This window comes from uncultured Gemella sp., from assembly GCF_963525875.1.
Classification (GTDB): domain Bacteria; phylum Bacillota; class Bacilli; order Staphylococcales; family Gemellaceae; genus Gemella.
The window spans coordinates 1-22,768 of record NZ_CAURMG010000006.1 but is presented as its reverse complement, the minus strand read 5'-3'; the positions used below and the strand labels follow the sequence as shown (position 1 = coordinate 22,768).

Sequence of the window (22,768 nt, the reverse complement as noted above, 5' to 3'; positions counted from 1 at the left end):
AAAGTATGATATAATAAAATAGTTAGAGTTTTTTTATTTAATGTAAAAAATAAATAAAATTTGAGTTGAGATATTATGATATAATAAATCGATAGAGTAAAAATAAAAACTGCCGAATAGCAGATTACGAGTGATTCTGTGAGTACTGATATTTGGACCACACGCTACAAAAACGAACAAGCAGAAGCTACTAGCCAGGTGTGCCTTTAGGTACGCTGGGAGTGACTCAAAAGTCGTGATTTCGGAGAAATCGATTTTGTGGAGTCCCTTCGCACAGTTTATTAGATATCTAAAAAGCTTTTATGAAGTGAATTTAGATATCAATAAACCACTGCATCTATGGGTTTTTATGTAAACTATTTTTTAATCTAGTATCTTTGAATCAGCCTCTTCATTTTTTATTATATAGATAAAAAAGATTTAGTATTAGGAAATCGCTTTTAATTTTAATAAATTTAATATATAATATCGATAGGTATTAAATACCTATTAAACTATTTTTTACAATTTTAAAATACTAAAGAGTCATGCAATAATGCAAGACTCTTTTTTTCATATTAGTTATAGAAGTGTATCTAACAATATTTTATCGTTCTCTGTTATTTTATTTCGTTTTAAGATATAATATAATAGAGATAGTTTATAGAAAAAAGGTGATTATATGGTTAAATTTTTACATACTGCAGATTGGCATATTGGAAGAAAATTACAAGGAAAAGATTTATTAGAAGATCAAAAATATGTAATGGAAGATTTAATGAATAAAATAGATGAAGTTAAACCGGATTTTTTGATTATTGCCGGGGATTTATATGATAGAAGTGTTCCTAGTAAAGAAGCAACATCAATTTTACAAGAGCTTTTAGTAAGAATTAATATAGAATGTAATGTGCCGATTTTTGCCATAAGTGGAAACCATGATAGTAGAGAAAGATTAGCGATTGGGGAAGCTTGGTTTAGTAAACATAAATTTTATCTTCACACGAGATTAGAACAAGCTTTTGAAAGAATTTCTTATGAAAATACTGACATATATTTATTACCATATTTTGAACCTTTTGAGGCAAGAGAATATTTTGAAGATATTACATTAACTACACATAATGCTGCAACAAAAAGGGTAATTGATGAAATTTATAAAGATTTAGATACTAATAAAACCAATATTTTAGTAGCTCATACGTTTGTATCCGGAGGATTAGAAACTGATTCTGAAAGAGAGATTTCAGTAGGAACGGTAGAAAATGTTGCTGTAGAAATTTTTGATAAATTTGATTATGTTGCCTTAGGTCACCTTCATAATCCAAATGCTATTAGTGAGGAACGTTTGAAATATAGCGGTAGTCCTATGGCATATTCTTTTTCAGAAGCTTCACAAACTAAAGGGATGAGACTTGTAGAGGTAACAAAAGAAAGTTATAGTGAAAAGTTTATTCCTTTAAAACAAAAACGAAAATTGCATAATATTAGTACGTCATATGAAGATGTTTTTACAAAAGAATTTCAACAACATTTCGATTGTAAAAAAGACTACTTTAGTATGGAGTTAACTGGAATGGAAGGTATAACAGATCCTCTTCCTAGAATTAAGGAATATTATCCTAATACATTGATATTAAAGCAGAAACGAAAAACAATAGCTGAAAATGAAATGAAAATAGATAGAGAAATGCTGACTAAGAGCCCTTTTGAATTGATAGAAGGATTTTATAATGAACAAACTGGCAGTCAATTAACGATGGGACAAAAAAAGGTATTAGTAAATATTATAGATAAGGTGAATCAAAATGAAACCAATTAGATTAGAGTTAAAAGAGTTTGGTCCGTATAAAGATGAAATAATAGAATGGGATAAAATAATTAATGAGCCGATATTTTTAATTACTGGAAAAACTGGTTCGGGAAAATCAACGTTATTTGATGCTATTACTTATGCACTGTATAATAAAACAACAGGTGGAAAAGATATAGCTTCATTAAGAACAAAAACAGCAGCTGATAAGGATAAGACACAAGTAAATTTTGATTTTGAATTAAGTGGTAAAAGATATAGAATTGAAAGAACCTTGGCTTATTTAAAGACTGGTAATAAAAATTTAACTTCCGGGAAAGTTGTTTTAATGGAATATAATTCTGAAAAGCAGGATATAATTGCAACAAAAGAACAAGAGGTTAAAGAAAAGATAGAAGAGTTAATTGGTTTAGATGATAAGCAGTTTTGTCAGATTATTATCTTACCTCAAGGTAAATTCAAAGAATTCCTATTATCAAAATCTAGTGAAAAGAAAGAAACATTGAGATCGCTCTTTAATACTTATTTCTATCAAAAGTTTGTGGATTTAGTACAAGAACAGGCCAAGAAATTAGATAGTAAGCACAAACAAAAAGAAAAAGAATTAATAACTAGATTTGAGCAGTTTGATATAGAGGGTGAGCTAACAAAGTATGAGTTTTTAAAAGATGAAAACTTCGAAGAGATAAATAATCTAATTTTATCGCAAGAAAATGAGATAAAATTAGAAAAAAAAGAACAAGTAAAATTAGAAAAAAATCTTCAGAATGTTAAAGATAATTTTATAGAGTTGAGTAAACTTAATGATAAATTTTTAAACCTTGAAGATAATAAATTAAATTATGAGGCATTGCATAAAAAAGAAGATTACTTAAGTGATCTGAAAGAACTAGTAGGTAAGTTAACCGAGTTACAAAAAAGTAAGGATAAAATTAGAGAATATAGAGGTTTAATTAATAAACACCTTCAACTTAAAAAGCTTGAAATGATACTTTTAGATGAAGAGAAAAAATATAAAATAGACTTAGAAAATAATATTGAATTAGAATCGAAATTAACTGAACTTAAAGATGATATTGAAATATATAGACAAATAGCTGCTGATCAAAAATTCTTTTATAATAATATCGATGAATTTATAACAGCTAAAAAAAATATAAGTGTTTATAATAAAAAATTAGAAGAACTAAGTTATAAAAAGAATTTTTTACAGAGTCTAGAAGCTAATTTGAAAATAAAAAATGATATTCTTTTGGAATCTAATGAGGAGAAGAATATATTAGACGGAAGTATCGGGAAATTAAAACTAGAAATTTTAAAGAAAACACAAGAAGTAGATAAATTTAAAGAATTTGAAAATAGTCAATCTGAGCTTAGAGAAAAAAAATCAAAATATGAGATTGCCAAAAAACAATTAGAAGAATTTCATATATCTAGAGAAGAACTAGAAAAAGGATTTTTATTGTTGAAAAGTAATAGGGAAAAAGAGATTCTAAACAGTTTTATATTGAATTTACACGAAGGAGATGATTGTCCGTTGTGTAAGCAAAGAATCGATCATCTTCCAGATATAACATCAATAGTTCAAGTTGATGAAAATATAGAAAAATCTCTTCAAGATGTTACTACAAAAATAATTAAACTAGAAACACTGTTACAAAAAGATGAACAAGAAATTAATAATTTAAGTAAAATTATAAAAGATCAAGAAGAGATAGTAAACTTCAAAGCTTTAGAAGAACTAATTCAGTTAGAAGAAGAATTGAAACAAGAGACGGTTAATTTGAAACGTGTAGTTGATGAAATAAAATTAGTAGAAAAAGAAATCAAAAGACTAAAAAAAGATATAGAAGAAGCATCAATTCTATTAAATGAGGAAGAACAGTTAAAACAAAGTCACTTAGAAGCAAAAAATAAAATCAATCAATTCGAAAACAATGTTGAAGTTAAGTTAGAAGAATTTAAAGATTATTATGAAAACATCGCTTCTCAGGTTGATGAGTACGATAACATGAACAAATCCTTTCAAAATAATAGCAATGATTTACTGATTAGAAAAACGAAAATAGAAACTGAGCAGAAAAATAATATTAAAAATATAGAAGAAGTTACTAATGAAATTGAGCTTCTAAAAAATAGCTTTACTAATTCTAAGCTTAGTAAGTATTACTGTTCTTTAGAAGAGGCAGAAGAAAATGCTATTGAATTAGATAAACTAGAACAATATCAAGTTCAGATTGATGAGTTTGAAGATAGTAAAAAAATACTACTAAATTCTATAGAAAAACTTGAACAAGAACTAACTGGAATAAACCAGCCTGATTTAGAACAAGAGCGTGAAAAACTACAGAGTTTTGAAAATGAAGTTTCTAACTTTATAGAAAAAATGGCAGTACTTACTACTAGATTAGATAGTAACAAGAAGTTATATAAAAGAATCCATGATGACTATCTTGAATTATTGAATTCATCTAAAGATATAAGAGAAATAATAGAATTTAGTGATGTAGTTAATGGGAAAACAGAAAGTAGAAAATCATTAGAAACCTATGTTCAAGGTTATTATTTAGATTTGATACTTGTAGCAGGAACGAAAAGATTATTGCAGATGACAAATGATCGCTATAGATTTATTAGACGAGAAGAAAAATCTAAAGGTGGAGGACTTCAGGGTCTGGAGATAGAAATCCATGATATTTACCTAAATAGCACACGTATTATAAGTTCGCTTTCAGGAGGAGAATTATTCTTGGCTTCATTAGCATTAGCGTTAGGGTTAGCTGAAGTAATTCAAAATGAAAGTGGAGGAATTTCGTTAGAGACAATCTTCATAGATGAAGGATTTGGTTCATTAGATGCAGAAACTTTAGATACAGCGTTAACAACTCTAATAGACTTACAATCTTATGGAAGAAATATAGGGATAATTTCTCATGTTAGTGAGTTAAAAGAGCGAATCAGGCCGAAAATAGAAGTGTATGCTCAGGAAAATTATGCTAAAGTTAAAATGACAGGAATATAAGAAATAACAAAAGAAAGGAGAAAAAATGAATTTAGAATTATTAATTGGACCAAGTGGTGTTGGTAAAACAAGCTATATGTTAAATGACATTGAATTGAACAGAGATAATAGTAAAATAATAGTACTAACACCTGAACAAAACAGTTTTAATTTTGAAAAAGCATTATGTGATAAGTTTGGAGGCACATTTAATATCGATGTTGTAAATTTTTCAAGTCTAACTAGAAGACTAGCAAAGCAACTTGGAATGGATAGTCTGAGAAAACTTGGAGATAATATTAAACCATTTTATTTCTATAAAGCTGCTAAAAACTTAGAAAATAATGGAAATTTTTTAGTGAAGAGAATTCTACAAGATATAAGTTTTATAGAAGTTGTTGAAGAGATTATCAATGAGTTAAAAGAATACACAGTAAGTATAAATACATTGGAAGATTATTTAGAAAAAAACACTAACTTAGATGAAAGCCATAGAGAAAAATTAGAAGCTATACTAGAAATTTATGTAGAGTATACAAAATTATTAAAAGAACATACAATTTTTGATAAGGTTGATTATATAAAAGAACTATTATTATATTTAGAGTACGTAGATTTAAGTGATTATATCTTTTATGTAGACGCATATTATAACTTTACAGCACAAGAGTATAATTATATTGAGAAATTAGCTGAGAAATCAAAAAAATTAGTAGTTAGTGTAGTTAGTGATGCAAATAGATATTTCAACTTCAATCTTTCTCAGTTATTCCAAGGGTACGAATTAGATAAGATGAAATATAATAGCTTTTATCTATCTGATCTTTACAGTAATGAGAAGTATAGACTAGATATTTTTAGAAAATCTCATGAAATTGTTGCTAGTATAAATGAGATAGTGAAAAATAATAAAGATGTTAATCTTTCGATTGTTGCCTTTATTAATAATGAAAATGTTAACGTGATAAAATTTGATATCAAAGATAATAAAGTTGAAAATTACAGTGTGTTAAAAAATCATTCTGGACGATATAATGGTATTTCTAATAGTATTTTGGCTGAAAAATACTATAATAACTTTACTTCGCAATATGAGATTGATGATAGTGTTAAAATAATATGTGCTAAAAATAAGGAATTGGAAGTAAAGCAAGTAGCTCGTGAAATAGTTAAGTTGAAGACTAAAAATAATATTGACTATAATGAAATAGCTGTATTGTATCGAGATAATATATATGAGAACTATGTGAATATTTTTAAAGACTACAATTTAGAAGTTCACTTAGATAAGAATATTGAAACTAATAACCACCGTTTAGTTAAATTTATCCAAGAAACATTAAGTTTTGGTGAAGGGAGTTTTAAATCAAAACTATTAAATTTATTAAAAACTAGGTTAACAAATTTCGAGAATATATATCGTCAAAAAATAATTTCTTATGTTTTATTAGAAGATTCAACTATTAATGAAAAGCAGCTAGAAAAACTTATAGATGAATTAGCTGAAAATGAAGTTAGAGAAAGGATTTCAAAAAGTAATTTAGTTAGCAATGTTAGTAGTAACTATTCTTATAAAAATTTATTAGAAAAAGTTAAAGCGATCTCTGTTGATGATGTTGAAAATATATTGAATGAGAAATTGGTAAATTCAGCTGAAGACATTCTAAAAGACTATTTTATTGAAGAAACAAATAAATATACAACAAAACAACTTGAAATATGCAAAGAAGTCTTATTAGAACTCATTAGCAAAGTATCCGAAGTTTCTGTAAAAAATAATCTTCAAGTTAAAAGATATGTAAAGAAATTAATAGATGTGTTTGATTATTGTAAAATTCGAATGTATCTTGATAAAGAAGATGGGGAATATGACGACATAGAGGAGTTGAAAATTGACAGTATTGATAGGCAAGTTTATAAAAAAGTTCTTGAATATATATATGAATTAAATGAGAATTTTGGAAATGAAAAGTTTGAATTTCAAAAGTTTACAGCATTATTTAATGTAGGCTTGACAACTATCAAGTATCGTTCAATACCTGAAATAAACAACTCAATAATAATGTCTACAATGGATTTAGCTAAGGTAGAAAATAAAAAGGTTGTTTTTGTTATAGGTTTTAATAAAGATATTTTGCCGGTTTCTAAAAGTACGGGATTAATAGATGATAAGGATAAAGAAGAACTTATATTAAGGGACATCTTCTTGTCTCCGACAAAAGAAGCGGCACTTATAGATGAGGAATTTGTAGCGTATATAGCACTAACGCGCGCTAAAGAAAAAACATATGTAAGTTATAGTTTATTAGATAAAAGTTTTAAAGAAAATTTTGCTTCTCCGTATTTAAATACAGTGAAAAAACTGTTTCCTAAATTAGAAGAAATGCAAACTTCAAAAATATTGGAATTTTCTATTTCGAATTATAGTTACTATTTAGATAATTTCTTGGAAATTCTTTCAGATAGAGAATTTAGTTATTTGTTTTCAAAAATTTATTGTAGATTCTTGGAAGTGAAAGATAGTAAGACGAAAGAAGTTGAAGTTTTAGCAGAGCTGATGATTAAGTTTTTAGAAAAGTATCAGTTTATAACATCTTCTGAAAGTTATGAAAACTATGAAGTATTAGATGAATTAAATGATAGAATATACTTTACAAAAGAAGCGGGTATTAAAAATTATTTGGCTAAAATAATAAAAGATTATAGGTTTGAACTTAATGAAAGAACAATCGATAAATTTTTAGAAGTTAAGAAAGAGAGCTTTTCTAAGTTCAGTATATCTAAAGTTTCTGATTTTGAGAAGAATCCTTATCAATTTTTTATTAAAAGAGTATTAGGTATAGCAGAAGAACGAGATATTGATCTCGATAATTTGATTTCTGGAAGATTTTTCCATGCTGTAATGGCGGAAGAAAGGATTATAAAATTCATTGCTGAATGCGGTGAAAAAATTGATTTAGAAGTTATAGAAGATGATGACATTACTAAAAAATATAAGATTAAAGAAACAATAAGAGATGTTGTCTATTCGAGTGAGAATAAAGATATATTAGAAACTTTGAAATTAATAGATTTATTAAATACGCATAGATATATTTTAAATAATATGCTTTATAGATTAGAGGTAGCTATAGCTATTGAGATAAAGTATTACTCTTTAACGAAGTTTATGCCAACGTTCCTAGAAAAACCATTTAGTCTGGAAATAGTAGACAATGTTATTACGTGTGAAGATGTCGAAACTAGAGAAATCAATAAGAAAGAACTGAAACAGAAATATAATATACCGCAAATTAAATTTACAGGGGTAATTGATAGAGTAGACGTTAATGGAAAGAATATTTCTATAATTGATTATAAGAGTAGTCAAACTGATTTTACACTAGATAGTATTGAATTAGGATTTATTTCTCAAATTTTAACTTATGCATTAGCATGTGAATTGATGTTTAATAAAAAATCTGAGGATATACTAGGGATATTTTATAGAGAAATAGCTAAGTTAGGTAAAGGTTTAAAACCCTATAGACTACGAGGATTAGTTAATAGCGATTTAATATTAAAAGATGATTTCTGTGAATTAGCTTCGGAAGTTATGTATATCAGGACTACACAAAAGGGTACTATTCATGGATCAGATGTACATAAAGCATATACTAGTCCAGAACTAGAAAAACTAGTTGATATAAATCTCCATAATGTAATGAGTTTATTAGAAAAGATATTTTCATTTGATTTTTCATTAAATAACTATGAGATTGAAAATCAATATTTAGCAGAAAAACAAATATTATTTAATTATGCAACTAATAATGACACACGATTAAATTTAAAAAATAAAGTGAATCTAAAATCAAAAGAATTAAAAGAAAAGCTATTGAATAATAATACCCAGTGAAACAAAGAACAATCACTGATAAATGAGTTACATTAAATATTTTTCTGCAATTAGTAGTAGTTTTTCTCGAAAAGGGAACTAATATTTTAGGGTTAACTTGATGAAATTTTTTATAAAATAATAATTTTATTGAGTTTTCCCTAATTTTTTTATTTTTTTTATTAATTTTTAAGTACATTTACTTAATTTTATATTATAATAGTATAATGAAGGAAGTATCATTTTTTACTTTTAATTGGTAACATTAGAATATAGGCATTTTTAAATGTTAAATAATAGCGATAAAGGCAAGGATATAATAGATATGAAATTAACTTTTTTTGAAAAACTAGAACAGTTTAAAAACAGTTCTAAAGAAGTATATATTAATAATATATACCGAAATGAAAATCTAACATACAAAAATTTAATAGAGTATTCAGATAAACTTGCGTTTTATCTTGAAGAAAAATTAGGAAGTGATAAGAATCCTATAGTAGTCTATGGGCATAAACATCCATTTATGTTAGTGTACTTTTTAGCGTGTGTAAAATCAGGAAGAGCATTTTGTCCAGTAGATATAAACACACCAAAAGAACGTGTAGAAGAAATAGTAGAAACAACAGACTCAAAAGTAGTACTAGTCACAGAAAAAATAGAACTATCTAGAGAAATGCTAGGTGTTGAGTCAGCTAAAGAAATAATCGCAAGTACTCGAAATGCTATTTCTAAAGAAAATTATGTGAGAGATGAAGAAATATTCTATATAATTTTCACATCGGGAAGTACTGGAAAACCTAAAGGGGTATGTATAACATACAATAATCTAAATAACTTCTTACATTGGTATACAGGATACTATGATGAAAAAGAAGAATTAGTATTTTTAGGGCATCCACCGTTCTCATTTGATTTATCGGTAATGTCATTATGGCCAAGTATTTATCTAGGTGCTACTTTAGTACAAATAGATAAAAAACATCAAGAGAACTTCAAAGTAATGTTCGAAGAACTAAATAAATCAAATGCAACAATATGGATTTCAACACCGTCATTTATAGAAATGTGCTTCATTGATAAAAACTTTAATCAAAGTCTAATGCCAAAAGTAAAACAATTCGTCTTTTGTGGCGAAAAACTATTTAGTACAACTGTAGAAAAAATTCATGCTAACTTTAAAGATGCACAAGTTATAAATACATATGGGCCTACAGAATCGACAGTAATGGTTACATGGGTAGAAATAACAAAAGAAGTGAATGAAAAATATTATGAGAATCTACCTGTCGGAGAAATAAAATGGGGTACGAAAGTACACCTAGCAAATCCTGATGAAGAAAATAAAGGCGAAATAGTAATCACAGGAAACACAGTTGCTAAAGGATACTTCAAAAATGACGCTATAACAAGTGAAAAATTTGGTCTAGGAGAAGTAGACGGGAAAGAAGAGAGAAGTTACCTAACAGGAGATTTAGGATACTTTAAAGACGGTATGCTGTTTTGTGAAGGACGTATAGACTTCCAAGTAAAACTACACGGACACAGAATAGAGCTAGAAGATATAGATAATAATCTACTTAAAAATAAAAAAATTCGTCAAGCGGCGACAGTTCCAAGTTATGAAGATGGAAAAGTAAAGGCGCTGACATCATTTGTAGTATATAACGAAAAAATAGAAAAGCGTTTTGAAGTAACTAAACAAATAAAACAAGAGCTTAAAAAATTAGTGCCAGAATACATGGTACCTAAAAAAATAGTATTCATAGAAGAAATGCCACTAAACAATAATGGTAAAATAGACAAGAAAAAGTTAAAGGAGTTAGTATAAAATGAGCTATTTTGACGGGAATGAATTTTTCTTTTTCTTAACTATAGCTCTGGTGATAGGTTTTATAATAAATTACCTAGGTAAAAGAATTGAATATTATATATTGGCTCTGTCGTTAATATTCGCTGGTTTTATATATGGTAAAAATACAACGATGTTATCTTATCTATTAGGTTTTATTATCTATGAGTATGTATTAGTAGAAATAGCACAAAAAATAGAAAATAAAAAATATCTAAAAGTATTAGTAGTATTATCAATATTACCACTAATAATAAACAAAGTATTCGCAATAACACATTTGCATCTGTTAGCCTTTATTGGAATATCATATATGTCATTTAAAACGATACAAATTATGATAGAAATATCAGATGGACTAATAAAAGATAAGATCAATTTAGTAGATTATGTACAATTCTTACTATTTTTCCCAACCGTAAGTGCAGGTCCGATAGATAGAAGTAGACGTTTTATGAGTGAAATTAAAGAAAGAATGCCGAGGACAGAGTACTTAGAATTAGCTGGAGAAGGTGTATATAGACTAATTTTAGGATTATTATATAAAGTAGTATTCTCAACATTAAGTTATCACTATTTAGTAGGTCTTGGGACTCATACATCATTTACACATTCTGTAAAATATATGTACTTATACACACTGTATTTATTTTTTGATTTTGCAGGATACAGTTTAATGGCGGTAGGGAGTAGTAATATTTTAGGGGTAAGAACACCAATGAACTTCGACAAACCATTCCTAAGTATTGATATAAAAGACTTCTGGAATAGATGGCATATTACATTATCAACGTGGTTAAGAGATTTCGTATTCTCAAGAGTCTTTATGGAAGCTACAAAGAAAAAACGCTTCAAAAAACGACTAACAACAGCGATGTATGCCTACATGGTAAATATGGTACTTATGGGATTTTGGCACGGTTTAACGATAAGCTATATAGTATATGGATTCTACCATGGTTTATTAATGGCAGGATTTGAATACTATCAGAAGAAAAGTAAATTTTATAAAAAGAATAAAAATGAAACATGGTACAAAGTACTTAGTTGGTTCATAACGATCAACTTAGTAATAATAGGTTTATATATCTTCTCAGGAGAACCTTATAAACTATTAAGCCATGTACTTAAAAAATAATATCGAGTTAGGAGAAAAAGCATGATAAAAGAGCAAGTATTAGAAATGTTAGAAGAAATCTGTGAAGACGAAGTAGTAAGAGAAGATTTAGATATAAACATGAAAGAAGAAGGGTTAATGGATTCTTTAGCTTTTGTAGAAATGTTAGTGAAAATCGAAGAAATCTTCGGACTAAGCATAGCTCCTACAGAAGTGACATATGAAGAAATAGACACACCAAATAAAGTAATTTCGTACATAGAAAATAGGAAATAAAGATGATAAAATTAAAAGCATTTTTAATATCAATAGTATTGGTATTAATTACACTTGTAATTTTAGACAGGACGTATATAAAAAAAATAGAAGACTATTATAAAGTAAATGATAATAGTGTCAGATATAGTACATCATTTGAAAAGTACAAGAGTAAGGATATAATATTAGAAAACATGACTCCTAAAACACTTTTACTTTTAGGTTCGTCTGAATTAACTACAACAATAAATGAAAACTATCATCCTAAGAAAATATTTAATTATAATGATTTTAATATTATGCAGGTAGGAGTTGGAAACTCTCAAAATATTATACATGCAGCAACGATAGGTTCTATTGGAAATGATGTGGCGAATAATCAAATCGTAATGATTCAATCTATTCAGTGGTTTGATAATAAGAATGGTATTTTGAAAGATGCATTTTTATCAAGAATATCTAGTGAGCATGTTTATAATACTATGGCTAATGATAGAATTAGTAAAGAAACTAAAGAAAAGTTTATCAATAGAGTTATTGAACTATCAGCTACAAATAAAGAGTTAAATAAAAAGTATAGAAGCTATAAACGATACTTTCTAAGAGAAAAGGGTAATTTCTTCACTGGGACATTTTTGAAGATAGATAATTATGTCTTTAGCCTAAAAAATAAATATAATTTTTATAAAAATAAAGGAAGAGAAAATTATCCTTTAAGCGGAGATATGACGCCAAATTACAATTGGGATGAATTAGATAAAAAAGTAATGGAAGAAGCAAAAGAAAGAACTAATAACAATGATTATCAAATTGATAATACTTATTATGATAAATACATAAGATCAAAGTATGAACAATTAAAAAATAGTTCTAAAAATACAAAATATGATGAGGCTAAAGAATATGAAGATTTAGATATATTCTTATCAATTGTTAAAGATTTGGGATTAAATATCAAATTCGCGATTCTTCCAGCGCATGGTAGATGGAGTGATTACACAGGAATTGATAGTTCAAAAAGGGAAGTCGCTTATAAAAAACTAAAAGAAATTGCATCGAAAAATAATATTGAAGTTATGGATTATTCAGGTAAAGAATATGAAGATTACTATATGTATGATGCGATGCATTTAGGTTGGAGAGGATGGATTGATTTTGAAAGAGATCTATACAAACTTAAAAAGTAAACTAAGCTATAATCAAAGTCTTGCACTTTGGGTACTATTCTTTTATATAGTTATAATGGGAATAATAATATATTGTTTTGTGACTGATTTTTCAAATGTCCAAGAATATGTATATAGTGAATTTTAATAGTGACAAGGGGCTGACTCAAAAGTCCTAAAATTCAACAAAGTTCATATGAGAACTCATAGATGAAGTAGTTTATTGATATCTAAATTCGCTTTATGGAAGCTTTTTAGATATCTAATAAACTTTGCGGGGGTGACTCGACAAAATCTTGTTTGATATGTACCCAAAATTCTGGACACATATATATTTAGTTTAGACATGTGGATGTTATCCTGTACTGTACAGGTGCCATCCATTTTGTTTTTGATTGAATTCTCTTGTTGTTATAATAAGCTATATATTCATATACAGCTTTACTAAACTCTTCAAATGACATATAATTCTTTTCATAACCATAAAATATTTCCGTCTTCATTCTTCCGAAAAATGATTCCATGATACTATTATCATAACAATTTCCCTTCCTAGACATTGATTGAATGATTCCATGTTTTTTTAACTCACTTCTATAGTGTGAATGTTGATATTGCCACCCTTGATCCGAATGCATAATTAATCCTTCTGTTTTTGAAAATTTATTAAATGCTTTTTCTAACATCCTTTTTATCTGATTTAAATCTGGATGTAAAGATAAATCATATGATATTATTTCATTTGTATGCATATCTAGAATCGCTGAAAAATAACACTTTCCCCATGGAAAATTGAATTGCGATACATCTGTAGTCCATTTCTGTAAAGGTGCAGTTGTGCTGAAATCACGATTTATTATATTATCAGCGACTTTTCCTACTGTTCCCTTATATGAATGGTATCTTTCTTTAGGAGTCTTCCCTTTTAATCCTTCTTTATGCATAAGATTTTGTACACGTTTATGATTTACTTTAAAACCTCTATTAATTAGTTCATTGTGAACTCTACGAACACCATATAGTCCTTTATTTTCGTCAAAGATAGTTTTAATTTCTTTTAACAATGGTTCATTGCGAATAGCCACAACATCTATTTTTCCTTTATTTATCAAATAATAATATGTTGATTTTGCCATTCCTATTTCTTGTAAAAGACATTTTAATTGATATCCTTCTTCTCTAAGTTCTTTAATAATCGCTGCTTTTTCGCCTTGAGTTGCGCAGCCCATTTTTCTCGCCTCAAGGCTATTAATTTTTTTATTATTTCTTTTTCCGCCTTAATATTTTCGATTTCCGTTTTTATAAATTTATTTTCTGCTCGTAATCTAATTAATTCTTCTCTTTCTGATTCTTTTAATGGTTTAGGACTACTATTTTCTTTCATGATAGGCACCTTTCTTGGTCTTCCTTTCTTCTCATCTACAAGTCCATTATAACCTTTTTCTTTATATTTTTGAACCCAATTATATAATATTCTATAGTTAATTCCATTCTCTAGTGCAACAGAATTATATGAATAACCAGCTAAAATTTTAGAAACTAATACTAGTTTTTCTTCTGGATTCCACTTCTTATTTTTCGATTTATGTCGTAAGACATCTACTCCTAATGAATCAACCATTCTTTTCCATTTCCTAATAGTATCTTTAAATTTCCTAGTGGTTATTCCATTAGGTGTATCTGGATATTCTCCTCTTTCATACATCTCAACACATTTTACTTTAAATTCATAACTATAACGCATAAAAAATACCCCTTTCACTGGCTTGTCCAGTAAAAGGGGTACATATCAGTTTCAAAAGGAATCATGATATTGTTGAGACGCTCCCTTCTTTATTGGCTTTTTGTCAAGTTCGGGGCATGGGAAAAATTCACTCTAGAAATCTAGGCAGCATTTTTGGATATTTGTCTTTTTGTATATAAAAATTGAAATTCGGAGCTGGAATTTTTTCCATGCCCCGGATTTAGTATACAACCAATATTTTCCAGTTACTACTACTTGGCTTAGCATTAAAGTTATTATGAAGTCCTTGAGCAGTTTTTTCACGTACCTGCTCGGCAGTTAGTTCGTGCAATTTTTTATTGACATTTACAATTATTTTGATTCTTTATGAATGAACTATTTTCTTATAAAAAACGATTGATTTTTTTTTTTTTTTGATATAATAATGGCTAGAAAAGTATAAAAGATAATTATTTTTTTAAAATTAAATAAAAAATTATAATTTAATTATAAAAGAGATAATTTATGGAGGTATATATAATGAATAAAAATACAAAAAGAGTTTTATCGGCAATAACGACTGCAAGTTTAGCAGGAGTACTTGGTGGGGTAGCTCCAGCAGTAGCTCCGTCAGTGCTTAATTTAAATGGTGGGGTGGTTCACGCTGCTGAAGAAACTCACAAAGTAACGATTCACTACGATTTTTACGACGATCCAATGAGTCCATTCAGTAGCAGTAGTAGTAGCAAAGTAGTTGACGTTACTCCTAACCAACCATTGTCAGATCATATCCCAGAAACATTCCCTGGTGGATATGTATTCGCTGGTGCAGTAGTAAATAGGGGTGGCAGTGAAGGTACATCTCTAAACAGTCGTAACGATCTTTTTGGCGACTGGACTAATTTCTATGTCACATACCCTAGAAGAAGCAATGGATCTAGAACTAACCCTAGCAACGCTGGTACTAACAATAATGAAAAACCTCACAAAGTAACGATCCACTACAGTCTTTCCAACGGTTATCATCCAGTAGAGTCGCCTAGTAGCGAAGTATTTTATGTTACTCCTAACCAACCATTGTCAGATCATATCCCAGAAACATTGCCTGGTGGATATGTATTTACTGGTGCAAGTGCATTTGTTGAAGGCAGTGAAGGTGTAACCCTAAGCTCACGTAACGATCTTTTTGGTAACGAGACTACTTTCTATGCCCGCTACTTACCTAAAAGCGAAATATCTAGAACTAACCCTAGCAACGCTGGTACTAACAACAATGCTGGCACAGAAGTGAAACCAAACAATGGTAACACTAACTCAGGTAACAATAATTCTAATGCTGAAGAAAACATAGTAAATATTTCTTACCATTTCGAAGGAGATGATAACAAAACTGTAACTAAAGTTAAGGTAAATATTGCAGAAAATCCTAATGCTACCGTTGGAGACTACTATCCATTATCTAAGAATGGTGGTGATTTAAAATATATTACCAAAGGCAAAGGAATGATGTGGGTATATAAAGTAGATCCTGATCATAACTATAGAGTTGATCATAGAGGTGATTTACTTTCTAAATATGCACATCTGCATCTGTTAGGCGAATATACCAAACCAAACAACGCTGGTACAGAAGTGAAACCAAACAATGATGGTAACGCAAACGCTGGTACTAACAATAATGCTAGCACAGAAGTGAAACCAAACAATGGTAACACAAACGCTGGTACTAACAACAATGCTGGCACTAACACTGGTACTAACAACAATGCTGACACAAACGCTGGTACTAACAACAATGCTGGCACAGAAGTGAAACCTGGAAATAATGATAACACAGGAAATAATAAACCTGAAAACAAACCTGCTCCAGAAAATAAACCTAATAATAATTCAAATGCGGAAAATACTAACACAAACAACAATGCAACTCCATCTGAAGATATAATAAACAATATATTCTTAAATGATGCTTCAGGGGTTAAAGTTACTTTAACTGATAAAACAACTGCAGCAAAACTTTCTGCAACTCCTGTAGAAGATAAAGCCTTAGCAAGTTCAGTTCTAGAAAAATTAAACTTACCTGCAGACAATCAAATCAGAATATTAGATTTAAAACTTCTAGACAAAGACAATCAGGTAGTTAATTCAAATGCAAAACGTACAGTTGCCATTGTCTTAAAAGAAGGAGAAAAAGATGTAGATGTTTATCACATAAAAGATAACGGAGAGTTAAAATTAATAGACTCTACTACAAAAGATGGTGTTGTAACATTTAAAATAGATCACTTCAGTAAATTCGCAATAGTATCTAATACAAACAAACCAGCAATTAACGAAGTTCCCGAGTATGACTTATCTAAACTTCCTCAACCAGGTGTACCAACTCCAGGTGTAACTGATGGAAATAGCTTTGGACCAAAAACTGAAGCTAAAGATGAAGCTAAAGATAAAGATAAAGAAGGTTCTCTACCAAACACAGGTATGACTACTTCTAGCACTGCAGCATTAGGATTAAGTTTAATCGCTTTAGTAGGTCTTGCTGTGAGACGTAAATTAAACAACTAATCGTTAATTAGTGTATAAAAAACATTAGAGAGTGTGGAAATTTTTCCATACTCTCTTTCTGGTTCTTTGTCAAATACGGTTGATTTTGAAAATTAGGAAGAAGCTATGCTATATTAAGTAGTATAGCTTTTTTCCTATTTTTTCGTTTTATCTATTATTTTAATATAAAGATTACACTAGTATGAAAAATAATATGAAAATGTTAGTTTTCAGAAAAATCGTGAAAGAATACACTCAATTATTTGATTTTATAAGAGAAATATTGTAAAATTATAGCTATAACAATAATTTTAAAGGAAAATAAAATGAATAGAGATGCGTATTTTTATTTAGAGATGAAGGAGCATGAGTTGAAAGTTCCTTATACGGGGAAAAATCGTCGTATTAGAGTTCTTTTACCGAAAGGTTATGCTCAAGATGAACACAAACACTATCCTGTAGTATATATGAATGACGGTCAAAATGTTTTTTATAGCGGGGAATCATTTAGTGGGCATTCATGGAAAGTTATACCAGCAATAAAAAGAAATCCAGATATGCCAAAAATGATAATAGTTGGAATTGATAATGATAACGAGGGAAGAATGAATGAATATGCACCTTGGAAGTTTTCAAGTTTACCAATATTAAATTTTGGACTAACTTTAGGTGGACTAGGTTCTGAGTATGCTGATTTTTTTGTGAATGTTGTTAAACCATTTGTAGATAGTACTTATCGAACAAAGCCACAACGTGAATATACGGCGATGATAGGTAGTTCTTTAGGAGCTAATATTTCACAATATATTGGTTTAGAATATAAAGATGTCGTAGGCTGCTTAGGAGTATTTTCATCTGCGAATTGGTTAAATAAACCTGAATTTGATAGATTTATTTCAAAACATAAGGTCTCAGATCAAAGAGTATATATCGAAGTTGGAACGAACGAGGGAGATGATACAGATAAGCAATTGGCAAATGGTAACCTAAAACAATTATATATTGATGCAAGTTTAGATTATTATCGTCAGCTAATTGATGCTGGTTTATCTACAAGTGAGTTAAAATTAAATGTTGTAGCTAATGGCGAACATAGTGAAGAGTGTTGGGCAAAATATTTGCCAGAGTGTTTAAGATTTATTAGTGAAAACTGGTAAAAGAAATTTATAGAAAATGGAGGTTTTTAGTTTGAATATAGAGTATCTAAGTCATTATAGTGGAAATTTAGGAAGAGAGATGGTACTTAATAGGTATGGTCATGCAGGATTACCTATTGTTGTGTTCCCATCGTCAGGAGGAACACATAATGAATACTATGATTTTGGAATGATTCATGCATGTGAGAGATTTATAAATGAAGGTAAGGTTCAATTTTTCACTTTATCAAGTGTTGATAGTGAATCATGGTTATGTGATTGGAAAAATGGTCATGATAGAGCCTTAGCTCATACACAATATGAAAAATATGTTATAGAAGAGGCTATACCATTTATTAAACATAAAACAGGTTGGTTCGGACAAATGATGGCTACTGGATGCAGTATGGGAGGATATCACTCATTTAATATCTTCTTACAACATCCTGATGTATTTGGAAAAGTAATTTCACTTAGTGGTGTATACGATGCTAGATTTTTTGTTGGAGAATACGGTAATGATGAGCTAATCTACAGAAATTCACCAAGTGATAATATTTGGAATCAAAATGATGGATGGTTTATTAATCATTATAGAAATTCTGACATTATTGTATGTACAGGTTTAGGGCCATGGGAACAAGATGGGTTACCATCCTTCTACAGTTTGAAAAAAGCATTTGAAGAAAAAAATATTCCAGCATGGTTTGATGTTTGGGGAGAAGATGTTGCTCATGACTGGCCTTGGTGGAGAATACAAATGCCATACTTTTTAGATAAGTTAAATTTATAATAAAGTTAAGAGGAGACAAAGATTTATGAATTACATAGTTATATCACCATATTACCCACACAATTTCCAAAAATTTTCTATTGAGTTAAAAAATCAGGGGATTAATGTATTAGGAATTGGGGAAGAACCATACGAACAGTTGGACCAAAGACTTAAGGAAGCATTAACTGAGTATTTTAGAGTTAATAGTCTTGATGATGTTGATGAAGTAAAACGAGCGGTTGCATTCTTATATCACAAGCATGGACATATTGATAGAATAGAATCACAAAATGAGCACTGGATGGAATTAGATTCAGCCTTACGTACTCAGTTTAATGTGTTCGGCTTAAAAGAGAACGACCTTAAAAAGACAAAACATAAATCAGAGATGAAAAAATACTTTGAAAAAGCAGGGGTTCCTGTTGTACCAGGTTTCTTAGTGAAAAAAGAAGGGGACATCGAAAAAGGTGTGAAAAAATTAAAACTTCCACTGATTGCGAAGCCTGATAATGGAGTAGGAGCTTCGGCGACTTATAAACTTAAAGATAAGAAAGATGTGGAAAATTTCAAGAAAGAATGGGATGGAACTACACATTACTTCTTAGAACCATTTGTTGATAACTCAGATATAGTGACTTTTGATGGATTAGTAGATGCTGAGGGGAATATTGTTTTCTATACTAGTATCGTTTATTACCACACTCCATTAGACTTATTGAATAATAATACTTTGGATTGGGTATATTATATCGATAAAGATTTAGATCCAAAATTAGTAGAGTACGGTAAAAAATCTGTTAAAGCATTTGGTATGAAAGAGAGATTTTTCCATATTGAATTTTTCAAAACAAAAGACGATTATATTGCAATTGAATACAATAACCGTCCTGCGGGTGCATTTGCAGTAGACGTGTATAATTTTGCTCATTCAACAGATTATTTCAGAGTTTATGCTGAAGTGGCTAATGGAACATTTAATGGTTTAAGTGTTGATGAAAAATACGGTTTAGCCTCAACAAGACGTGATTATAAAGATTATGTTTACTCAGATGAAGATATTAGAAATAAATATCAAGATAAATTAAAAGCAGTTCTAAGAATGCCTGAAGCTTTTGCTGAACTTCAGGGAAATACAATGTATGTTCTTGTAGCTGATACTCTTGAAGAAATGAAAGAGATGGAAAAATTTGTAGGGAAATTAAAATAGAATAATATCAAAGCAATGTGAAATTAATTTAAGAAAATTTTAGTTTAACATTGCTTTGATTTTTACTATTGCGAAATAGCATTAAATCTGAGGATTAATTAGGTAATAATGTTATTCTAAGTATAGTTTAGAAACTACGATATATATTAAAATTATTATGTTTAGTAAATGATAATTTTAAAAGAATTATATTTGTAATTTAAAAATTAGTATATTGAATTTTTAGAAAATTTAAATTTTATGTTGACAATAGAGAAAAAGTATATTATACTAATCATTAGTTAATTGAATATATACCTCACAAAATAAGTGAGGTAGAGGTTGCGATTTTTATCAGTAGAGTAATTGAGAGTATAGGGCTTGATGATATTACTTGAAAGGAAACGTCGCCGAAATGATATTAAACCTATGTTAATATTGTTGGGCCTATATTGAACTAAGTATAGGACTGTCATAGTCGTGAGGCTATGTTGCGCTACTAATATCTTGTTTTGGAGAGATAATGTGAAGTATAACTCCGTGCAAATATGGTAGGAGGTTATGCTTTTTTATTTTTATCAAGGAGGTTTTTATTATGACAAACAACAGCAATAACAACAATGCAACAGAAGTAAAAAGAAATTTACGATCACGTCATATTAGTATGATTGCTATCGGAGGATGTATCGGTAGTGGATTATTCATGACAAGTGGTCAAGCAATTCAAAGTGCGGGACCTGGGGGAGCTATTGTAGCTTACCTTTGTATCGGACTTATGGTATATTTCTTAATGACATCACTTGGGGAAATGGCAACGTATCTTCCAACGTCAGGGTCATTTAGTACATATGCTACACGTTATGTGGATCCTTCATTAGGATTTGCATTAGGATGGAACTATTGGTTTAACTGGGTAATTACAGTGGCAGCTGACGTAGAATTATCAGCGCTAGCAATTAGCTATTGGGAGCCTATGCGTGTTCTTCCTCACTGGGCTTGGAGTTTACTATTCTTAGTAATTATTATTGCTTTAAACGCACTAAGTGTTAAAGTATATGGTGAAAGTGAATATTGGTTTGCTTTAATTAAAGTAGTTGTAGTTATTATCTTTATAGTAGTAGGATGTTTAACAATTTTCGGTATTTTAGGTGGAGAATATATCGGATTCAAAAACCTTACAATTGGTGATGCACCATTCATTGGAGAAGACACTTCATTATCAAGTCAACTTCTAGCAACTTTAGGGGTATTCTTAATTGCAGGATATTCTTTCCAAGGAACTGAGTTAATCGGTATTACTGCTGGTGAAAGTGAAAATCCAGAGAGAAGTATTCCTAAAGCAGTTAAACAAGTATTCTGGAGAATTTTAATTTTCTACGTATTAGCTATTTTAGTAATTGGATTATTAATACCTTATACTTCACCTGATTTATTAGGAGCTGCAAGTGCAGAGGAAATTGCTAAATCACCATTTACAATTGTTTTCAAAAATGCAGGATTTGCTTTAGCGGCAAGTGTTATGAATGCAGTAATCTTAACATCAATCCTATCAGCAGGTAACTCTGGTATGTATGCATCAACAAGAATGCTTTATGCTATGAGTAAAGAAAAATTAGCTTATCCAATATTTGGACGTGTAACAAAATACGGGACACCAGTTATCTCATTAATCGCAACTGCTGTAGTAGTATTCTTAATATTCTTAATCCAACTTACAAGTGCTAATGCTTATACATATATCGTAGCAGCAAGTGGATTAACTGGATTTATCGCTTGGTTAGGAATTGCGCTAAGTCACTATAGATTTAGAAGAGCTTATGTGACTCAAGGTAAAGATTTAAATGATCTTAAATATAGAGCTAAATGGTTCCCGGTAGGTCCAATCATTGCTTTAGTATTATGTATCATCGTTATTATCGGTCAAGATACAGAACTTATTACTAAAGGTGTGGTAAACTGGAGTGGTATGTTGACAACATATATGGGAGTTCCAATCTTCTTATTCTTCTACCTATACCACAAAATTAGATATAAAACAAAAATGATACCTCTAGATAAAGTTGATTTATCTCAAGATGTAGATGTTAAATAATTAATATTATCCTAGTTCATTTTGAACTAGGATTTTTCATTTTTTTTTACTAAAAGTGAAGGGGCTGACCCAAAAGTCCTAAATTTCAACAAAATGTATATGATAATTCGTAGACGCAGTGGTTTATTGACACCTAAATTCGCTTTATTAAAGCTTTTTAGATATCTAATAAACTTTGCGGGGATGACTCGACTGAGAATGATAAAATAAGAATGTACAGTTTTGATAAAATAAAAATGTACAAATAGGTTA

At 29.3% G+C, this 22,768-nt stretch carries 14 protein-coding genes and 1 riboswitch; of the genes, 12 read left to right on the top strand and 2 right to left on the bottom strand.

Features of this window, described 5'->3' with window-relative positions; all coding sequences use genetic code 11:
- The first annotated feature begins 661 nt into the window (after positions 1-661).
- The 7 genes from RWQ73_RS01985 (at position 662) to dltD (ending at position 13,081) form a co-directional block, all read left to right on the top strand.
- Positions 662-1,801 carry an exonuclease SbcCD subunit D gene (locus RWQ73_RS01985; protein WP_314406459.1) on the top strand — a complete coding sequence of 380 codons (1,140 nt, stop codon included), beginning with the start codon at positions 662-664 and terminating at the stop codon, positions 1,799-1,801.
- Positions 1,788-4,814: an AAA family ATPase gene (locus RWQ73_RS01980; protein ID WP_314406458.1), complete on the top strand. Its 3,027-nt coding sequence runs from the start codon at positions 1,788-1,790 to the stop codon at positions 4,812-4,814. Before RWQ73_RS01985 ends, RWQ73_RS01980 begins: the two co-directional genes overlap by 14 nt.
- Positions 4,815-4,839: 25 nt before the next feature.
- Positions 4,840-8,691: a PD-(D/E)XK nuclease family protein gene (locus RWQ73_RS01975; protein WP_314406456.1), complete on the top strand. Its 3,852-nt coding sequence runs from the start codon at positions 4,840-4,842 to the stop codon at positions 8,689-8,691.
- A gap of 304 nt (positions 8,692-8,995) precedes the next feature.
- Positions 8,996-10,498: a D-alanine--poly(phosphoribitol) ligase subunit DltA gene (gene dltA / locus RWQ73_RS01970; RefSeq protein WP_314406455.1), complete on the top strand. Its 1,503-nt coding sequence runs from the start codon at positions 8,996-8,998 to the stop codon at positions 10,496-10,498.
- A 1-nt stretch (position 10,499) separates the two neighbouring features.
- A complete protein-coding gene (gene dltB / locus RWQ73_RS01965; RefSeq protein ID WP_314406454.1) occupies positions 10,500-11,657 on the top strand; it encodes a D-alanyl-lipoteichoic acid biosynthesis protein DltB in 1,158 nt (385 codons plus the stop codon).
- Between the two features lie 21 nt (positions 11,658-11,678).
- On the top strand, positions 11,679-11,912 hold the full coding sequence (dltC, locus tag RWQ73_RS01960) for a D-alanine--poly(phosphoribitol) ligase subunit DltC (protein ID WP_003145008.1): 234 nt from the start codon (positions 11,679-11,681) through the stop codon (positions 11,910-11,912).
- Between the two features lie 2 nt (positions 11,913-11,914).
- The gene (dltD, locus tag RWQ73_RS01955) at positions 11,915-13,081 is read left to right on the top strand and encodes a D-alanyl-lipoteichoic acid biosynthesis protein DltD (RefSeq protein WP_314406453.1); all 1,167 of its coding nucleotides are present in this window, start codon (positions 11,915-11,917) and stop codon (positions 13,079-13,081) included.
- 314 nt (positions 13,082-13,395) lie between these two features.
- Here dltD and RWQ73_RS01950 read toward each other — a convergent pair whose 3' ends face one another.
- On the bottom strand, positions 13,396-14,289 hold the full coding sequence (locus RWQ73_RS01950; RefSeq protein WP_314406452.1) for an IS3 family transposase: 894 nt from the start codon (positions 14,287-14,289) through the stop codon (positions 13,396-13,398).
- Positions 14,220-14,804 (bottom strand): helix-turn-helix domain containing protein, encoded by a 585-nt coding sequence (locus RWQ73_RS01945; RefSeq protein WP_314406451.1) that lies wholly within the window; start codon positions 14,802-14,804, stop codon positions 14,220-14,222. The genes RWQ73_RS01950 and RWQ73_RS01945 overlap by 70 nt, the downstream gene beginning before the upstream one ends.
- Positions 14,805-15,323: 519 nt before the next feature.
- Between RWQ73_RS01945 and RWQ73_RS01940 the strand changes: the two genes are divergently transcribed.
- The 5 genes from RWQ73_RS01940 (at position 15,324) to RWQ73_RS01920 (ending at position 22,516) form a co-directional block, all read left to right on the top strand.
- Positions 15,324-17,348 carry an LPXTG cell wall anchor domain-containing protein gene (locus RWQ73_RS01940; protein WP_314406450.1) on the top strand — a complete coding sequence of 675 codons (2,025 nt, stop codon included), beginning with the start codon at positions 15,324-15,326 and terminating at the stop codon, positions 17,346-17,348.
- A gap of 305 nt (positions 17,349-17,653) precedes the next feature.
- Positions 17,654-18,484 carry an alpha/beta hydrolase-fold protein gene (locus tag RWQ73_RS01935; RefSeq protein WP_314406449.1) on the top strand — a complete coding sequence of 277 codons (831 nt, stop codon included), beginning with the start codon at positions 17,654-17,656 and terminating at the stop codon, positions 18,482-18,484.
- Positions 18,485-18,515: 31 nt separating this feature from the next.
- Positions 18,516-19,256 (top strand): alpha/beta hydrolase-fold protein, encoded by a 741-nt coding sequence (locus tag RWQ73_RS01930; RefSeq protein WP_314406448.1) that lies wholly within the window; start codon positions 18,516-18,518, stop codon positions 19,254-19,256.
- A gap of 25 nt (positions 19,257-19,281) precedes the next feature.
- Positions 19,282-20,445, top strand: coding sequence for a carbamoyl phosphate synthase large subunit (locus RWQ73_RS01925; protein WP_314406447.1), 1,164 nt, complete (start codon positions 19,282-19,284; stop codon positions 20,443-20,445).
- Positions 20,446-20,752: 307 nt separating this feature from the next.
- Positions 20,753-20,931: riboswitch (Lysine riboswitch) on the top strand.
- A gap of 88 nt (positions 20,932-21,019) precedes the next feature.
- Positions 21,020-22,516 carry an amino acid permease gene (locus RWQ73_RS01920; RefSeq protein ID WP_314406446.1) on the top strand — a complete coding sequence of 499 codons (1,497 nt, stop codon included), beginning with the start codon at positions 21,020-21,022 and terminating at the stop codon, positions 22,514-22,516.
- The last annotated feature ends 252 nt before the right edge of the window (positions 22,517-22,768 follow it).